This is a genomic window from Pedobacter psychrophilus (genome assembly GCF_001652725.1).
Taxonomy (GTDB): Bacteria; Bacteroidota; Bacteroidia; order Sphingobacteriales; family Sphingobacteriaceae; genus Pseudopedobacter; species Pseudopedobacter psychrophilus.
In genome coordinates this window covers 200,166-216,210 of the sequence record NZ_LWHJ01000022.1, presented here as the reverse complement: position 1 = coordinate 216,210, position 16,045 = coordinate 200,166, and the positions used below count along the sequence as shown (strand labels likewise).

General features: G+C 33.8%; 8 protein-coding genes. All 8 read right to left on the bottom strand.

The genetic code is table 11. The features are described 5' to 3' along the window. Positions 1–7: 7 nt before the first annotated feature. Positions 8–1,648, bottom strand: a complete 1,641-nt coding sequence (locus tag A5893_RS05700) for a sulfatase family protein (protein WP_068821594.1) — start codon at positions 1,646–1,648, stop codon at positions 8–10. A gap of 28 nt (positions 1,649–1,676) precedes the next feature. Next, positions 1,677–3,074: a sulfatase gene (locus tag A5893_RS05695; RefSeq protein ID WP_082911351.1), complete on the bottom strand. Its 1,398-nt coding sequence runs from the start codon at positions 3,072–3,074 to the stop codon at positions 1,677–1,679. An 88-nt stretch (positions 3,075–3,162) separates the two neighbouring features. Beyond that, complete coding sequence (locus tag A5893_RS05690; RefSeq protein WP_068821592.1) at positions 3,163–7,203, bottom strand: hybrid sensor histidine kinase/response regulator transcription factor; 4,041 nt, start codon at positions 7,201–7,203, stop codon at positions 3,163–3,165. A 24-nt stretch (positions 7,204–7,227) separates the two neighbouring features. Continuing rightward, positions 7,228–8,661, bottom strand: coding sequence for a sulfatase (locus A5893_RS05685; RefSeq protein WP_068821591.1), 1,434 nt, complete (start codon positions 8,659–8,661; stop codon positions 7,228–7,230). A gap of 146 nt (positions 8,662–8,807) precedes the next feature. Next, positions 8,808–10,115: an alkaline phosphatase family protein gene (locus tag A5893_RS05680; protein WP_068821590.1), complete on the bottom strand. Its 1,308-nt coding sequence runs from the start codon at positions 10,113–10,115 to the stop codon at positions 8,808–8,810. A 7-nt stretch (positions 10,116–10,122) separates the two neighbouring features. Then, positions 10,123–12,198: an arylsulfatase gene (locus A5893_RS05675; protein ID WP_068821589.1), complete on the bottom strand. Its 2,076-nt coding sequence runs from the start codon at positions 12,196–12,198 to the stop codon at positions 10,123–10,125. A 122-nt stretch (positions 12,199–12,320) separates the two neighbouring features. Beyond that, entirely contained in the window at positions 12,321–13,559 is a 1,239-nt protein-coding gene (locus tag A5893_RS05670) for an alkaline phosphatase family protein (RefSeq protein ID WP_068821588.1), read from the bottom strand. Between the two features lie 44 nt (positions 13,560–13,603). Then, entirely contained in the window at positions 13,604–16,045 is a 2,442-nt protein-coding gene (locus A5893_RS05665) for a bifunctional YncE family protein/alkaline phosphatase family protein (RefSeq protein ID WP_068821587.1), read from the bottom strand.

The following is a 16,045-nucleotide window of genomic DNA, read 5'->3' as shown; positions in this document are numbered from 1 at the left end:
ACAAATGTTAAAGCTTTTTTTTATTCTCTTTTAATTTTTCCTGAGGTTCGTTTTTATAAGGAGCATAATAATTCTTAGGATCTTTTTTATAGCCATAAGCCCTATTTCCATTTGGATGTGGCAAAGGCAGTGGATCTTGAGTACGTAGTTCCCATTGCATCATGGCTTGTAATAAATCCATTTGCTCGGCAGCATATTTTCTATTATTAAAAAGATCGTGGATTTCTGCTGGGTCTTTAACCAAATTATACATTTTTCCATTCCCTTGCATATCGTAAATCAATTTCCAATCTCCTTTTCTTAAACCACGCAACATGCCACTTTGTGTCCATGTGTTTAACTCATCAAATTCTTCTTTTCCTTTTACCAAATTTCCGTCTTGAGTATATGGGTCGTATTCTTCTAAATTTGTAAAATGCAAACCGCCATAACCTTGCTGGATGATGATACTAGAAAATTCTTCTTTTGGATACGGCATTTTGGTTAAAATTGGCAAAAGGCTTCTTCCTTGTACACCATCTGGCAAATCAACATTCAATAAATCACAAATGGTAGGCATAATGTCAACATTACTTATATGATCATCTTTAGGTTTCATTTCTGGAACAATTCCTGGTCCATGCCATAACATAGGAATACGAATTAAACATTCTGATACTTCTACTCCTTTTTTTATTAAACCATATTCACCAGTAAAGTCTCCATGGTCTGCAACAAAAATGAAGATAGTATTATCATATTTTTTTTGTTGTTTGAGGTAGTTCACAAAATTCCTGATTTCATCGTCTATCAATCGCATCATCCCATAATAATTACTTCTTATTCTTGGGATGTTTTTTTCAAAATCGGGATAACCCATTCGCTCCATCTCTTTTTGCAAAACCCATTTATTTCCTTTTTCAACCAAAGCTTCCTCACCAACTTTTATAGGAGGCAAGCTTTCTGGCGGAAACATAGAATAATAGGGTTCTGATACCTGATAAGGATTATGTGGCTCAGGAAAAGAAAGGTATAAAAAGAAAGGCTTTTCCTCTTTCATCCCTCCTACCCATTTTTCTGCGTCTTTAACCATACGGGCGGGCTGTTGCATACTTGCCGGAAAAGGAGCTGGCCCTTTTTCCATATAAAAATTAGTGCTTTTTAAAAATGAGCTAAATTTCTTTTCTTCTTCATTCTCTGGTTTTGCAACATCTAGGTGAGAATATTCTTTCCAATAATCCATCTTGCTAGGTTGAAGATAGCTATGGTTTTTACCTATTAATGCAGTACTATATCCTGCAGATTTCATCACCTCATATAAATCGGTTTTAAAATAGGCATCCTTTAAATTCATGTTAGAACGGACATGAGTAGCGCTTGGAAAACGACCCGTCATCATAGAAGTTCTACTAGGAATACATGCTGGAGATGCTGTGTAAGCCCTGTTAAACCATGCTCCTGTGGTGGCTAAACTATCTAAAAAAGGAGTTGTATTTAATTCGAATCCTTCTCTTTTAGATGCATCTGCCCTAAACTGATCTACAATGATGAGAACAATATTTGGTTTGGAGGTTTTCTTATTTTCTTCATCTATTTGCCTAGCAAATAAGGAGTTACTACTAAACTGCATTAAAATTAAAACAAAAAAGTATAGCTGTTTTCTTCGCATTGTATCTCTTTTAACTATTTCAAATTTTTTAATCTTCAGATTGAAGCTCTTTTTTTCCTCCCAAAGAAATGGCAAATTTTGAAGGAATTGATACAGAGAGTTTTTTAATAATTTCCTTAGAACTTGTTTTTTGAGAAATGTTCTTATGCTCATAAGGATCTGTACTGTGATCATATAGCTCATCAGAGCCATCAGGGTAGCGTATATATCTATACCTTTCATCCCTTACAGAAGAATAGTTTTCTCCGTAGCAACTAAAACCTGGTGTATTCCATTTAAATTTTGGATTGTTAAAAATTGGAACCATACTATTCCCATCTAATTTATGATTGGTTGGTTTTAAGGAACAATATTCTATAAGCGTAGGATAAATGTCTACAAGACTTACTGTTTGAGGTAATACATATGCTTTTTTGTCGGGCATTCTGATTAAGAAAGGCACTTTATCAGCTTGCTCCCACAATGTTGCCTTCACCCAATGGTCTTTTGTTCCATTATGAAAGCCATTATCAGAAACAAAAATTACAATAGTATTTTTACCATACTCACTATTATCTAATTCTTGTAACACTCTTCCAACATTCCAATCTGCAAATGAAGTGTTGGCGCAATAGCCTTTCATCATTTTTAACCAAACTTCCTTTTTAGAAAGCCCTTCTTTACTATATTTTTTCATAGAATCCACCAACTCTCTTCCCATTAAAGGAATATCATCTAAATCGTTTTCTAAATATCCCGGCGGCAATTTTATATCCTCATCTTTGTATAAATCATAAAATCTCTTAGGAGCAGTATATGGAGAGTGAGGTCTAAATAATCCATAATACATAAAGAAAGGCTTATCATGTTTCTCTTTAAAAAAATCTATAGCAGCATTGGCATTTCTTACGTCGGGAAAATCAGTATCAGGACCAGTCCAGGGTTTGATAGAAAACCATTGAGTTTTGGCATACCAATATTCCTTTTCTGCAAATGGCCCAAATCCACCTTTCATCACTTTATTATCAAACATCTCTTTTTCACGATTCCCATTAATTTCTACATGGAAAATTTTTCCTCTTCCCCAAGTTGTATAACCGCTTATCTTGAAAGTTTCTGGCATTACCTCGGTTTTAGATAACAAACTAGAATTCCATGTATTTTGGTTGTTGAAATAAGCACCTGTATGATACGCAGCAATTCCCGTAAAAAAAGAAGTTCTGGATGGAATGCAAACAGGAACCGCACATACTGCATTAATAAAATTTAATGATTCTGATTTAAGTTTATCAATATATGGCGTTTTTAAAGGAGCATAATCTTTAAGAATACTCCAGGTGTTCATATCATCTACCACTATAAAAACCACATTTGGACGTATTTTATCTTGGGCTTTAATCATTAAGGACAAAAGCATTATCCCCAAAAAAACATAGGTAATTTTCATATTATTGATTTATAATTTTATGATTCGGTTGTATAATGGTGTTTCTAATTATTCAATAAAAATTTAAAAACATAAGGAAACAAATCTTTTATTCTAATATTTCAGCTTTATTGTCTTGCTCCAAAAACTCTGAAGGAGTTAATTTAAACTGATTGTAAAAGCATTTTGAGAAATAGGAATGAGAATTAAATCCTACCATGTAGCCAATTTCTGAAATGTTATAATCATTGGTAAGCAATAACATTGCTGCATGTTTTAACCTCACTAACCTAATAAATTCATTTGGTACATGTCCAGATAATGACTTCAATTTTTTATGTAGGCTAGAACGGCTCATTGCAACTTCTTTACTAAGCTCTTCTACGGAAAGTTGTGGATCCATAATTCTATTCTCTATAATTTCAGTTATTTTTTCGAGGAACTTTTTATCCTTAGTGTTATTGGTGAGCGAGTCGGCTTTTATAAACGGCTGATCGGTAAATTTCTCCTTTAAACGGGCGTGAGAATCCATCAGATTTTTTATCATCGCGGTAACATGCTTCCATTTAAATGGCTTAGTAATGTATGCATCTGCACCATTTTCTATCCCTTCAATTTCAGATTCTGAGTTTGCTCTTGCTGTTAAAAGTATCAGAGGAATATGACTATAGTCGATGCTATTTTTAACATTTTTACATAATTCAATACCATCCATTTCAGGCATCATCACATCAGAAAGGATTAAATCAATATTGTTTTCTTTGAGTAACTTCAATGCTTCTAAACCGTTGCCTGCCATAATCACCTTGTATCCATCTTGATGGAGGCTATGATTGTAAAAATCAATTAAAGATTCATCGTCCTCCACAATCATAACAGTTTGTTTGTCATTGCTTTCTTCTTCCTCAATAACTAAAATAGTTTCATCTGCTTCGACTTTAGATAGATCTAAAACTTGTTCTGTATATGGAATAATTACACTAAAAACTGTGTTTACATTTTGAACGCTAGTTACATCTAACCTGCCGCTGTGTCTTTCTGTTAAAGATTTAGCAAGCGCAAGACCAATACCTGTACCTCCCAAATTATTAAATTGGTGAGTACCATCTGATACTTTAAAAAATTTAGTGAAAATATGACCAATTACAGATTCTGGTATGCCAATTCCATCATCTTCAATATTTACTTTAAAATACTGCTGCTTATCATCTTCCTCATAAGGTTCTTGAATACTTATTTTCACTTTTGTTCGGGTGAATTTAAAGGCGTTAATCAATAAATTATTAAAAATCTTAGTTAAAGCTTCTGGATCCGCTTTAATAATAAGACTACTTACTTTGGTGCTTAAAGTAAATTTTACGCCTTTTTGGTACTGAATTGCTGAAAATCTGGAATATATAGATTGAATTAATGAGACCAAATCCACCTCTTCTTTATGAATTTCATAAATATCACTTTCCACTCTTCTAAAATCTAAAAGCTGATTGACCAAAGTCAATAGTCTATTAGAATTTTCATCCATTACATTCAGTTGTTTTTGAATCATGGGTTCCCATTTTTTTATTTCTAGCAATTTCTCTAAAGGTGCTGTGATGAGCGAAAGTGGTGTTCTAATCTCATGTGCCATCGCAGTAAAAAATTCTATCTTTTGGTTATAGAATTCTTTTTCCTTTTCCACTTTTAATCTTTCTAATTTAATTTCATTCCTTTTTAATGCTTTATTAGTTAAGTATTTTCTAATTGCGATAAAACCTGCTATTGTAAATATGATATAAATGAACAAAGCAAATAAGGAACTGTAAAATGGTGGCTTTACGGTTACAGATATTTTAGAAATAGGTACATCCCAATTATGTTCATCTGTAGAAGCTTTCACCTGAAAAGTATAATCTCCTGGAGGTAAATTTGTAAATGTAGCTTTACGTTGGTCTCCAACATAATTCCAATTTTTATCAAACCCATCTAATTTATAGGCATATAAAATTTTTCTTGGGGCAACATAGCTTAATGCGGCGTATTCGAAACTGATAACACTCTGATTGTTAGAAAGTTTTATAGACTCAGCGAATCCAATGGGGCTTTTCAATGGACTATCTTCATCATTCACTTTTACATCTTGATTAAAAAGCTGAAAATTGGTGAATGCTACGTTAGTTTTAATGTTAGATTTTGTTATGCTATCAGGATAAAATGCATTAAATCCTCTGATACCTCCAAAATATAATTTCCCATCAGAAGCTTTGTAAGCTGCAGAATAATTAAACTGACGGCTCTGCAAATAATCCCAATTGGTAAAATGCTTTACGATTTTAGAAGATGGTTGAAAACTGTATAAACCATCATTTGTAGAAATCCACAAATTATGTCTGTTATCTTGTAAAATTCCATAAATAACATTTGCATTGATATCAGAACGTGAATCAAAAGCCGAAAATTTATGCGTTCTTAAATCCAGCTTATTTAAACCTCCACCATCTGTACCTACCCACAAATTACCTTGATAATCATCAAGCATGCTAATGACTTTATTAGAACTAATGGAGCCTTCTTTTCCATCTGCAAAAAAATGCAGCCAATCTCCTGATTCTTTGTTGCGACCAATAATTCCAGAATCGTATGTGCCAAACCACATGTTTTGAGCGGCGTCCTCATAAATACTGTAAATACAGTTTACAGCCAATCCCATCTCCTTTATTCTGGTGAAATCTTTTGTTTCTTTATTAAAGAGATTTAATCCTTTGACAGTTCCAACCCAAATATTTCCTCCTAAATCCTGATATATGGAATAAATAGAATTATTACTGATAGATTTTGGATTTTTAGGATCGTTTTTATATTGAGTTACTTTACCAGTTTTTGGGTTATAGATATTTAAGCCTCCTGTAAAAGTTCCAATCCAAATGTTTCCCTCATTATCTTTAAAGAGTGTATGTATGTTGTGATAAGATAAATTCTGCTGTTTTGAATCAAAAGGATAATGCTTAAAAGTTTTATCAAAAGAATTAAAATAATTTAATCCACCATCTTCGGTACCTACCCAAAAATAACCTGGCTTATCTTCTAAAAAACTGCTTACTGCACTTCCAAATAATGATTTTGGTTCTTGGGTTGGATAATATAATTCAAATTCGGAACCCTTTTCTTGAAAATAATTAACCCCACCAAAAAAAGTACCTACCCAAACTCCCCCTTCTCTATCATGAAAGATGGAATAAACCGCATTATCACTGATGCTTAATGGATTACTGATTTGATTAGTAAAAGCTTTAAATTCTCCGGTAGCAATATTAAGAACGTTCAAACCTTTTTCTGTCCCAATATAAAGCTTATCTCTTTTTGGCTGATAAATGGATCTTACAATATCATCATTGATTGAGTTTTTACCTTTATTATATATCTTAAAGGTGTTGTTTTTCTGATTATAAAAATCCAATCCTCCGGTTAAAGTTCCTGTCCAAATATTACCATCCAAATCAGAATAAACGGTAAGTATAAAATTATTACTGAGACCCGAATTTTCTGTTCTAAAGTTTTTGAATTTAAAGTTTGATGTATTGAGTTTATCTAAACCATTACCAAATGTGGCTATCCATAAATTACCGGATTTATCCAATGCAAGCTTTCTGATTTGATTGGAAGATAAACCTGAATTTTGACTTGTAGCCTTAAAGTTTTTTAATTCTTTTGTTTTAGGATTGTATCTATATAATCCATTACTTTTCGTAGCAATCCAAACGATGCCTTTACTATCCCTTACAATATCAAAAACTAAGTTATTTTTAAGTGGCTTAAAATCTTGGAAAGATTCTTTTTTAAGATTTAATATGGAGACGCCTGATTCTGTACCTAACCAAAAAGTTTCATCGTCAAATTTTAAAATGCTATGTATAAAATTATCACTGAGGGAATTTTTATTCTGCTTATCAAACTGATAGGATTTGAATTGATAGCCATCAAATCGACTAATTCCGTTTTTAGTGCCAAACCACATGTAGCCCTGATCATCCTGAGTGATTGACCATACAGTATTGGACCGCAACCCATCGGCTACAGAATAATTTCTAAAAACAATTTGATCCTGCGCTTTAGCTACAAATGCCAAGCAGCAAATTAAAATCAATAAAAAATTAGGCTTTATCTTAAAATACATTCACATTAATTAAAGATTCAAATATTATCCATCTTCTTTTTTTGCTTTAGCGTTTTTATTAATTACCGGAACTTCTGCATTCACTTCTGTCCTCCAATCATCAAGCAATTTTTTAAGTTCTTTAGTTTTGGCAGGTAATTCTTTGGCTAAATTATTCTTTTCACTAATATCATTCTTTATGTTGTAAAGTTCTAAATGATGATCATTATAAAATTCAATTAATTTAAAATCTCCTTTTCTAACAGCACTACTCATTTTATTAGTCCATTGTCCGGTTTCTGAAGGATAATGCCAGAATAGAACGTCTCTATCTAATTTTTTATCATTTACCCATAATGGCAATAAATTAACTCCGTCCAACAATTCTTTCCCTTTAACATCGGCACCTGCTGCACTGGTAAATGTTGGATAAAAATCAACACTACTAATAGGTGTATCATTTACTGTTCCCGGTTTTATTTTCCCTGTCCATCTTACAATGAGTGGCTCTCTAATTCCACCTTCATACAACCATGACTTTCCTGCTCTTAAAACTCCGTTATTACCTGTTTTGGCTGGCCCACCATTGTCTGAAAAGAATACTAAAATAGTGTTTTCATCTAAATGATTTGCTTTTAAAGTTTCCATAATACTTCCAACTCCGCTATCAATACGCTCTAGCATGGCGGCTAGGTAAGGGTTATCTACATTCTTGCTATTATGGTTCGGGTTTTCCTTCCCATAAAGTTTTTCAGCAGAACCAGCCCCATACTTTTTATCAAATTTTTGTTTGTATTTATTTACGATACTCTCAGGTGCATCTAAACTTGTATGAACACTGTAGTAGGCAAGATAGAGGTAAAAAGGTTGATCTTTATTTCTCTCGATATATTTGCATGCTTCTTCACTTTGTCTATCAGTTAAATATTCATTCTCTTTACCTGTTGGGAATGTACTTATTTTATCATATGGAAAAAAGTAATCTCCATCTCCAATATATTTGGTTTCAGAACCGATAACCTCGTCAAATCCATGAGCTTTAGGCCCACCTTTATTGGTGATGTAATCAGTATCTAAATGCCATTTACCTATAATGCCCGTATGGTAGCCAACTTGCCCCAAAGCTTCATTTATAGTAAAATACTTTGCGGGGTCCAGCCATCTATCTGTTTTTGCCGGTAAAAAATCTGTTATCCCAACTCTTGCAGGGTATTGCCCCGTCATTAAAGCTACTCTAGAAGGAGAACAGATTGGTGCCGCTACATAAGCTTGGGTAAAACGCATACTTTGAGTGGCTAATTTATCAAGATTTGGAGTTTCACTAAATGTGTTCCCATAAGAACCTAGCTCTCCATAACCTAAATCATCGGCCATAATAAACACTATGTTGGGTTTTTTATCTTTATTTTGAGCAAACAAATTTGCAGATATCATTGCCAAGCAAATTCCTCCTAAAATTTTTAAATTCTTTGTTTTCATTTTAATTATTCAATTAATTATGGACATTGTAAACTAATTCTTAAGCTTCAAAACCTATACTTTGAGCTCTTATCTTTATGGCTTTTCCTGATTTCAATTCAATCTAACTATGATTTTAAAATTGCCAAGGATCACAAACCTCATTTTTATTTCTTTATGATATTTGGGAAAAGCTCTCCATCTTTAGATTTGAAAGACAACTTTAATATTTCTGAAATTAATGGTGCAATATCTTTAACACCCATTCCAGTAATTTCCTTATGATTTGAAATCCCTGTTCCGGTAATGATAAAACCAGTTTGTATTTCTTTAAAATCAGGGTAATATCCGTGATTTCCACCTCCTTTTTTCTCTTCAATTAAATTGCCCTTGATATTCGTTTTGCCTACTACTCCTTTATTAAATGCCAAGGCTAAAACTGCGGATGGGTCAGCTCCTACGGTATTTAGCTGATTGCGGTATATCACTTTGAACAATTTTTCGTTTGGTGGCAATTCATCTAACATCTTTAAGATTGATGGAAGCAACTTTTTATCTTTAACGTATAAAAAAGCAGAACCTCCGGGAGTAAAAAATTTGGCTTTCCATCCCTTATCGTCTATTAAGCCCATTTTGGCCAACAAAACATTGGGAGAAAAAACATACTCATTATCTACAAAGCCATGATCACCAGTGATGATAACGGTGGTGCTTTCTCTAAGATGATTATCTTTTAGCACTTGCAATAATTTACCGATTTGTTTATCAATTAAAGCTACAGCGATATGCGCTTGTTTAGAATCACGACCACCAGCATGTTCATAATGATCGGCTCCTACAAAGTGTACTGCCATTAAATTTGGTTGATGCTTCCCTAAAATATAAGAACTCATTTCTCCAATGGTTTTATCTAATTGCGGATAATTTAATTCATCTTCTGTCCCTGCAATCACATTATTGTTAGTCATCTCATCAATTAGGCCACTTGGTGTTACAAAAGGTTTTGTTATGGTATATTGATTAGATTTTTCATCTTCATCAGCCCTTCTTACCGGAAAATTCCAATTTATTGGAGCACCAACAGAGACAGGCCACATGACTGCTCCAGTAGTTAAACCCGCTTTTTTACAAGCATCCCATAAGGTTTCTGTCTTGATTAAATCAAATTCCCAATTCCAATGACCGTTGGAAGACCCTATTGGCACATTATAGAAAATCCCATGCTTATCTGGATACGCTCCTGTGATAATTGTAGTATGAGCAGGATAAGTAACTGATGGAAATACGCTGTTGATGCCATTTGCATAAATTCCGCTTTCCATTAAGCTCTTAAGGTTTGGAGTATCCCATCCCTTTTCTAAATAAAACTCGGGTCTAAGTCCGTCTACACTTACCAATAAAACATGTTTGTTTTGTTGAGCATAAGATTGGATAGCTAATAAACTTCCTGCAAATATTAATAATATATGTTTCATGTATTCTTTAAGACTTTTTTATTGGAATAAGTTTAATCTGATCTATCCAAATTTGTTCACCTGCCTGCATATCACCAAAATAAAGTGATAAACGGTAGTTACCGTCCTTTGGAATAACGATGGAAGTAAATCCATTCTTTTGACTAGTTTTATTGACTTTCACTTCTTGATCAATCATTTTCTCTGCTCCTTTTCCGGCATCTTCTAATCTTAAATAAAATTTAGAATTTCCTTTTGCAATAGCAGTTAAATCAATCTGGAATTTTTCTCCTTTATCGGCCTTAAATCCCCAGTTTAATGATAAATCAGCAGGTTTTTGACCAGGCTTTTGCATAGCAATCATTAAAGATTTTTGGCCGTTCAATTTTCCTGAATTATCAATTTTTACATCGGCAGTAACAGCATTAGATTTCTTAAGGTTCCAACCGCCAAGGTTATCGTTAAAATCTCCATTCAATTCCCTTTTGTAATCTGCCATTCTCACATTATATTCTCGGGTGTCCATCGGGAAAACTTTTACTTCTTCTCCCCAATTATGCCAACGATTGTACATTTCATTTACTCTTTCGGGATATTTTGCAGAAAGATCATTTAATTCTATTGGATCTTGCTCCATATCATACAATCTTAAATTCGCTATGTTAAAATCTTGATCCTGATCAGTTTTTGCAACTAATTTCCATTTCCCATCTCTCAAAGCAATATTAGCTTCATGCTCCCAAAAAACGGCTCCACGGCCTTTAGCTTCTCCATTAAAATTGTGTAATAAACTTTTCCCTTGTAAAGGAGTGATTTTATTCCCTTTAAAGGTTGCTGGATATTTGGCACCACCAACATCAATACAAGTTGCCATGATGTCAATGATATGTCCATAATCTCCAACCCAAGAATTATTTAAATTTTTCTTGATACCATTAGGCCAATGCACAATTAATGGCGTTGCAATCCCGCCTTCGTAAGTATAATGTTTATACTCTTTAAAAGGTGTACTGCTTACATTTGCCCAATTGATGCGGTAACTTTCAAAAGTGTCGGCACCACCATCTACTTCTTTACTATCTCCACTACTGATGAACTCGGCGCAAGCGCCATTATCACTTAAGAAAAATATGAGTGTATTGTCTAATTGATTGGTTGTTTTTAATTCTTTAATGATGCGGCCTATCCCTTGATCCATTACATCTATTTGAGCAGCATAAATTGCCATCCTCTTAGCCATATCATTTTTTTTGTTTTCAGGAATTTCTGACCATGCTGGGATTTCAGAATCACGATCGCTCATCACTGCATTTGCAGGAAACATTCCTAACTCTTTTTGCTTAGCAAAACGAGTTTTTCGAATTTCATCCCATCCCACTTTATAAGCATTTTTGTATTTATCTATGTCTTTTTGTAAAGCATGTAAAGGCCAATGCGGAGCGGTATAGGCTACATACATAAAGAATGGGTCATTCTTTTTAGTAGCTTCATGCTCTGAGATATATTTTACCGTGGTATCGCTAATTGCATCTGTTAAATAGAAATTAGCTGGGGCTGGATATGTTTTGTTATTGCTATAAAGTTCTGGCGTATAATAATTAGCCCCACCGGGAATAATTCCAAAATATCGGTCAAAACCTCTTTGTTTTGGCCAGTTATCCATCACTTTTCCGGCTATTTTTCTTTCATTGGTTAAGTGCCATTTTCCAGTCATGTAAGTACTGTATCCTACAGATTTCATTACTTCGGCAATGGTGACACTGGTATTATTTAAATTACCTTGATATTCTGGAGTTCCTAAATCGGCGGCCGCCATCCATCCCATTCCCGCTTGATGAGGATACAATCCAGTCATTAAAGATGCTCTGGTAGGGCAACATCTTGCGGCATTATAAAATTGCTTGAATTTTAGGCCTTCCGTTGCTAGAGAATTAATGTTAGGAGTTTGCACTTCTCCACCATAACAAGAAAGATCAGAATAGCCCATATCATCTGCTAATATCAAAATGATATTAGGCTTTTTTGTTTGTTGAGCAGATGCAGAAAAAACTATAAATGCAAAAAAAACAAGACTGCAAAATTCTTTAAATTGCGAAAAATACATGATTAAATTTTATTATTGGTTATGCTGTAATTTAATAAGTACAGTATATACAATGTTAAATAATCACCATTCAATCCATTAACAAATTTGTTGACAAACTTGTTAATTATGTGTTTTTAGAATTATTTTAGAATCTTTTTTGCAAGCTCTCCGGTGCCATCACTTATCTCCGGTTTAAGACTGAGTAATTTCATCATCATCCCATAAACCTCCACATTAGGAAAAGATTTAACTGTGATACCTTGCTTAAAAGCGGGACCCCAAGCGTAAAAAGAAGCATGAACATCTTTAACTTCATAGGGATTAAATCCGTGAGAACCAGCTGGAACTTTTGTAAATATATTGGGCCATTTTGCCAATAGCACAATATCTCCTATTCTATTAAATTTATCTTCCTTCATCTCAAAATGCAAATCCTTAGGTAAATCTTTTTGCAAATAAACATCGAAATTTGGATTATTCTCTTCTTTCAATTTATTAAATAAAGGCAAAATATCTTTAGCTTCTTTGGCATGTATGCTCACTATAGTTCTTTGATCAGCAATTACAAATTTAGAGGTATCAATAGACGCTGGAATTTTCATTGGTGGCTTTTTTTCAATTTTTGTCATCCCATGATCTGATACAAAAACTACGTTTACTGGTAACCCTGTTTCATCAATTACTGATTGCAATTGAGAAACAAAAGAATCCATTTGCCCTACAGCTTCCTTCACTTCTTCTGAATCAGGCCCATGACCATGACCAGCGTGATCTGTTTCATTATTGTATACCGCAATAAAATGTGGTCTTACCTTTTCGGGAAGTGAAAGCCATTTCTTAATAATCTCCACACGTTCGGTCATACCGATTCTTGGCTCTGTATAGTTATAATAATAGCTCGTTTTAACGCCATTAATCTCTTGTCTGGAAGCTATAAAGCTAAGACTCGCAGTTACCATTCCCTGTTTTTCTGCACTTATCCATATAGGGTCGTTAACCAACCAATCATTGCTTTCTTCTCCTTTAAATACTTTGCGGGTGGGATCATAAAAATCATTACCAACAATCCCGTTGTGAACAGGATATAATCCTGTGACTAAAGAAAAGTGATTGGGCCCGGTTGAAGATGGAAAAACAGGAATCATAGATTCTGCCTTTACTCCTTTTGTCGCTTGGTTTAAAAGACTTTTAGCATTATATTTTTCTGCATAATCATATCTGAAACCATCTGCCGAAACCAAAATCAAATATGGTTTTTTAGCTTGCTCGGTTGTATTTTCATGAGGGGGATTAACCCGTTGTCTAGTAACCTGAGCAATCGTTAAATTTGCAAGCCCTATTAAAATGAAAGCTCCTGTAATAGTTGATTTAAATTTCATAACATATTTATAATCTATTTATCAAATCAGATTAATTCTTCTAATTAATCATCGTCTTTATCCTTCTTACTTTTCTTTTCCAAAACTACAAATGCACTTCTTTTTGGAGCTGGCATTTCTGAGTTTTCTCCTTTTACCGATTTCCAAATCACCTGATTTAATTCCAAATCAGGAGCTTCATCAACTTCTGCTAGGTTGAAAGATTCAGAAAGTTTTGAGCTGCTGTTCACTGCAATATTTTTAGCATCTAAATTCAATTGTGTCCTCACATAGTTATAAGGAGTAAAATCTGGTTTTGAGGTAAAGCAATCATATAACGGAGTTGCAGCAGCATCATATTGGCTCATTGGTGGAAGACCTAATATTAATTCCATTGTTCTTAAAAAACCGCTAGTTGTATACATGTTACTCACAACAGTTTCTCTTTTAATGTAAGGGCTAATTACCAAAGCGGGTGATCGGTGTGCATCAACATGGTCAGGGCCATTTTGAGCATCATCCTCTAAAACAAAAACTATAGATTCTTTCCAAATTTTACTATGAGATAAATGATCTACAAACATTCCAACTGCTAAGTCATTATCTGCAACACAGGCAGTTGGTGTATACTTACCTAATTTTTGTCCGCTAGTATGATCTCTTGGAAATTGAATGGTATTGAACTGTGGAACCTGGTCTTTTGCCACTAATTCATCAAAATCCTTCATCCATCTGTAATAATGTGTGGTATCTCTCACTTCTTCACCTTTATCATAATCTTTTAAAAAATGACCTTCCAAAACTGGTGTCTTAGCAGTATTCCCGCTGATGAATTCGCCATAAGTACGATAGCTTATTCCAGCTCTTTTGCAATAATCCCAAATAAAACCATCTCTGGGATAAGTGATTTTTTCTTTTCCTCCATATTCTCCGCCGCCGCCTCTTCTACCATAAGAAGTTGGCCAGGTTTTTTCAACATAATCATTTGCATAAGCTCCCATACTCCAATTGTGTCCATCTGCACTCACCTCTGCATCCACATAAAAATTATCTAGCAACACAAACTGATTTGCTAATGCGTGGATATTAGGAGTAACTTTTTCTGGAAATATGCAAAGCTGTGGATCTCCGTTTCCCTTTTTAATATCACCTAATATTTGATCGTATGTTCTATTCTCTTTAATTATGTAGAAAACATATTTAATTGGACTCTTATCTCCTAAATTAAATGGTACAGGATTGTCTTTTTCTGGAGCTTTCTTTGCCTTGTTGAATGGTGTGTTTTGATAAACCATTTGAGTGTAACTTTTCATCATAACATCATTAGGTATATCTATAATGGACATGGTTCCTTTAAACAAACCTCCAATATATTGCAATCTATTTTTTGGTGTTGAGCCAACATGTAAATCGCTATCATCATCAGATGTTTGTGGTTGTGGGCCCTGTGGATTTGCCATACTTGTAAATCCTTTTCCGTTTGCCACCCAAATTTGATTATTGAAACATTTTACATTTGTTGGATACCAACCTGTTGGAATAAATCCCTGGCTCTTGCTTTCGCCGATTTCAGAAATATCAAAAACAGCTAAATAATTATTATCCGCGTTAGCTATGTATAAAGTTTTTTCATTTTCAGAAAATGCTAAACCGTTTGTGGTAGACCCGGTTAAATTAGTAGCATGAACAGCAGCTGATATTACTTCAACAGTTTTTTTTGATGCTGTATTAATTATTGAAACAGAGTTATCGCCACCATTAGCAACAAAAAGATGATCACCTTTTTTAGTTAATAAAAGTTCGTTAGGAGAATATTGTGTGTTGATATAATCTGTAATTTGTTGACTTTTGGTATCAAAAAATACGACCTGATTGCTTCCCCACAAAGAAATATATAAAGTTGAGCTATTTGGAGAGAGAACACAAGAATATGCTTCTGAGCTAAGCTTAACCTTTTTCACAGTCTTTTTTGTTTGTAAATCGATAACGTAAAGACTATTATTCTCCTTTGTAACTACATAAAGTATCTTATTCTTATCATCAATGGCTAAGCCTGTTGGGCTTATTTCTACGGGCCATGGTTTTCCTAAACGGATTGTATCGGGCTTTAATAATTTCATTTCTTCAATCGGATAGATTAAAATCATGTTATCATTCCCGCCGGATGCATACAATTTATCATCTTTATCATTAAAAGCTAAGCCATACCATGATTTCCCAATCTCTATATCATCAGTGATTTTTTGAGTTTTGGTATCAATTAATTGAATGTTTTGTGTGCTTTGCCCGTTATTAGTAACTGCAACCAATTTTTTATTGTGAGAAACCTGAATGTTTAATGGCAAATCTCCTAATTGTATAGAATTCCCAACCGGACTTAAAGACCAACCGTTTGGTAATAAAATTTGATTATTACCCATTTTACCTGGTAGTTTAGCTACTTTACAACTTGCAATTGCAATTAAAAAATAGCTAAATAATAGATATTTTATACTTAAGGTTTTCAT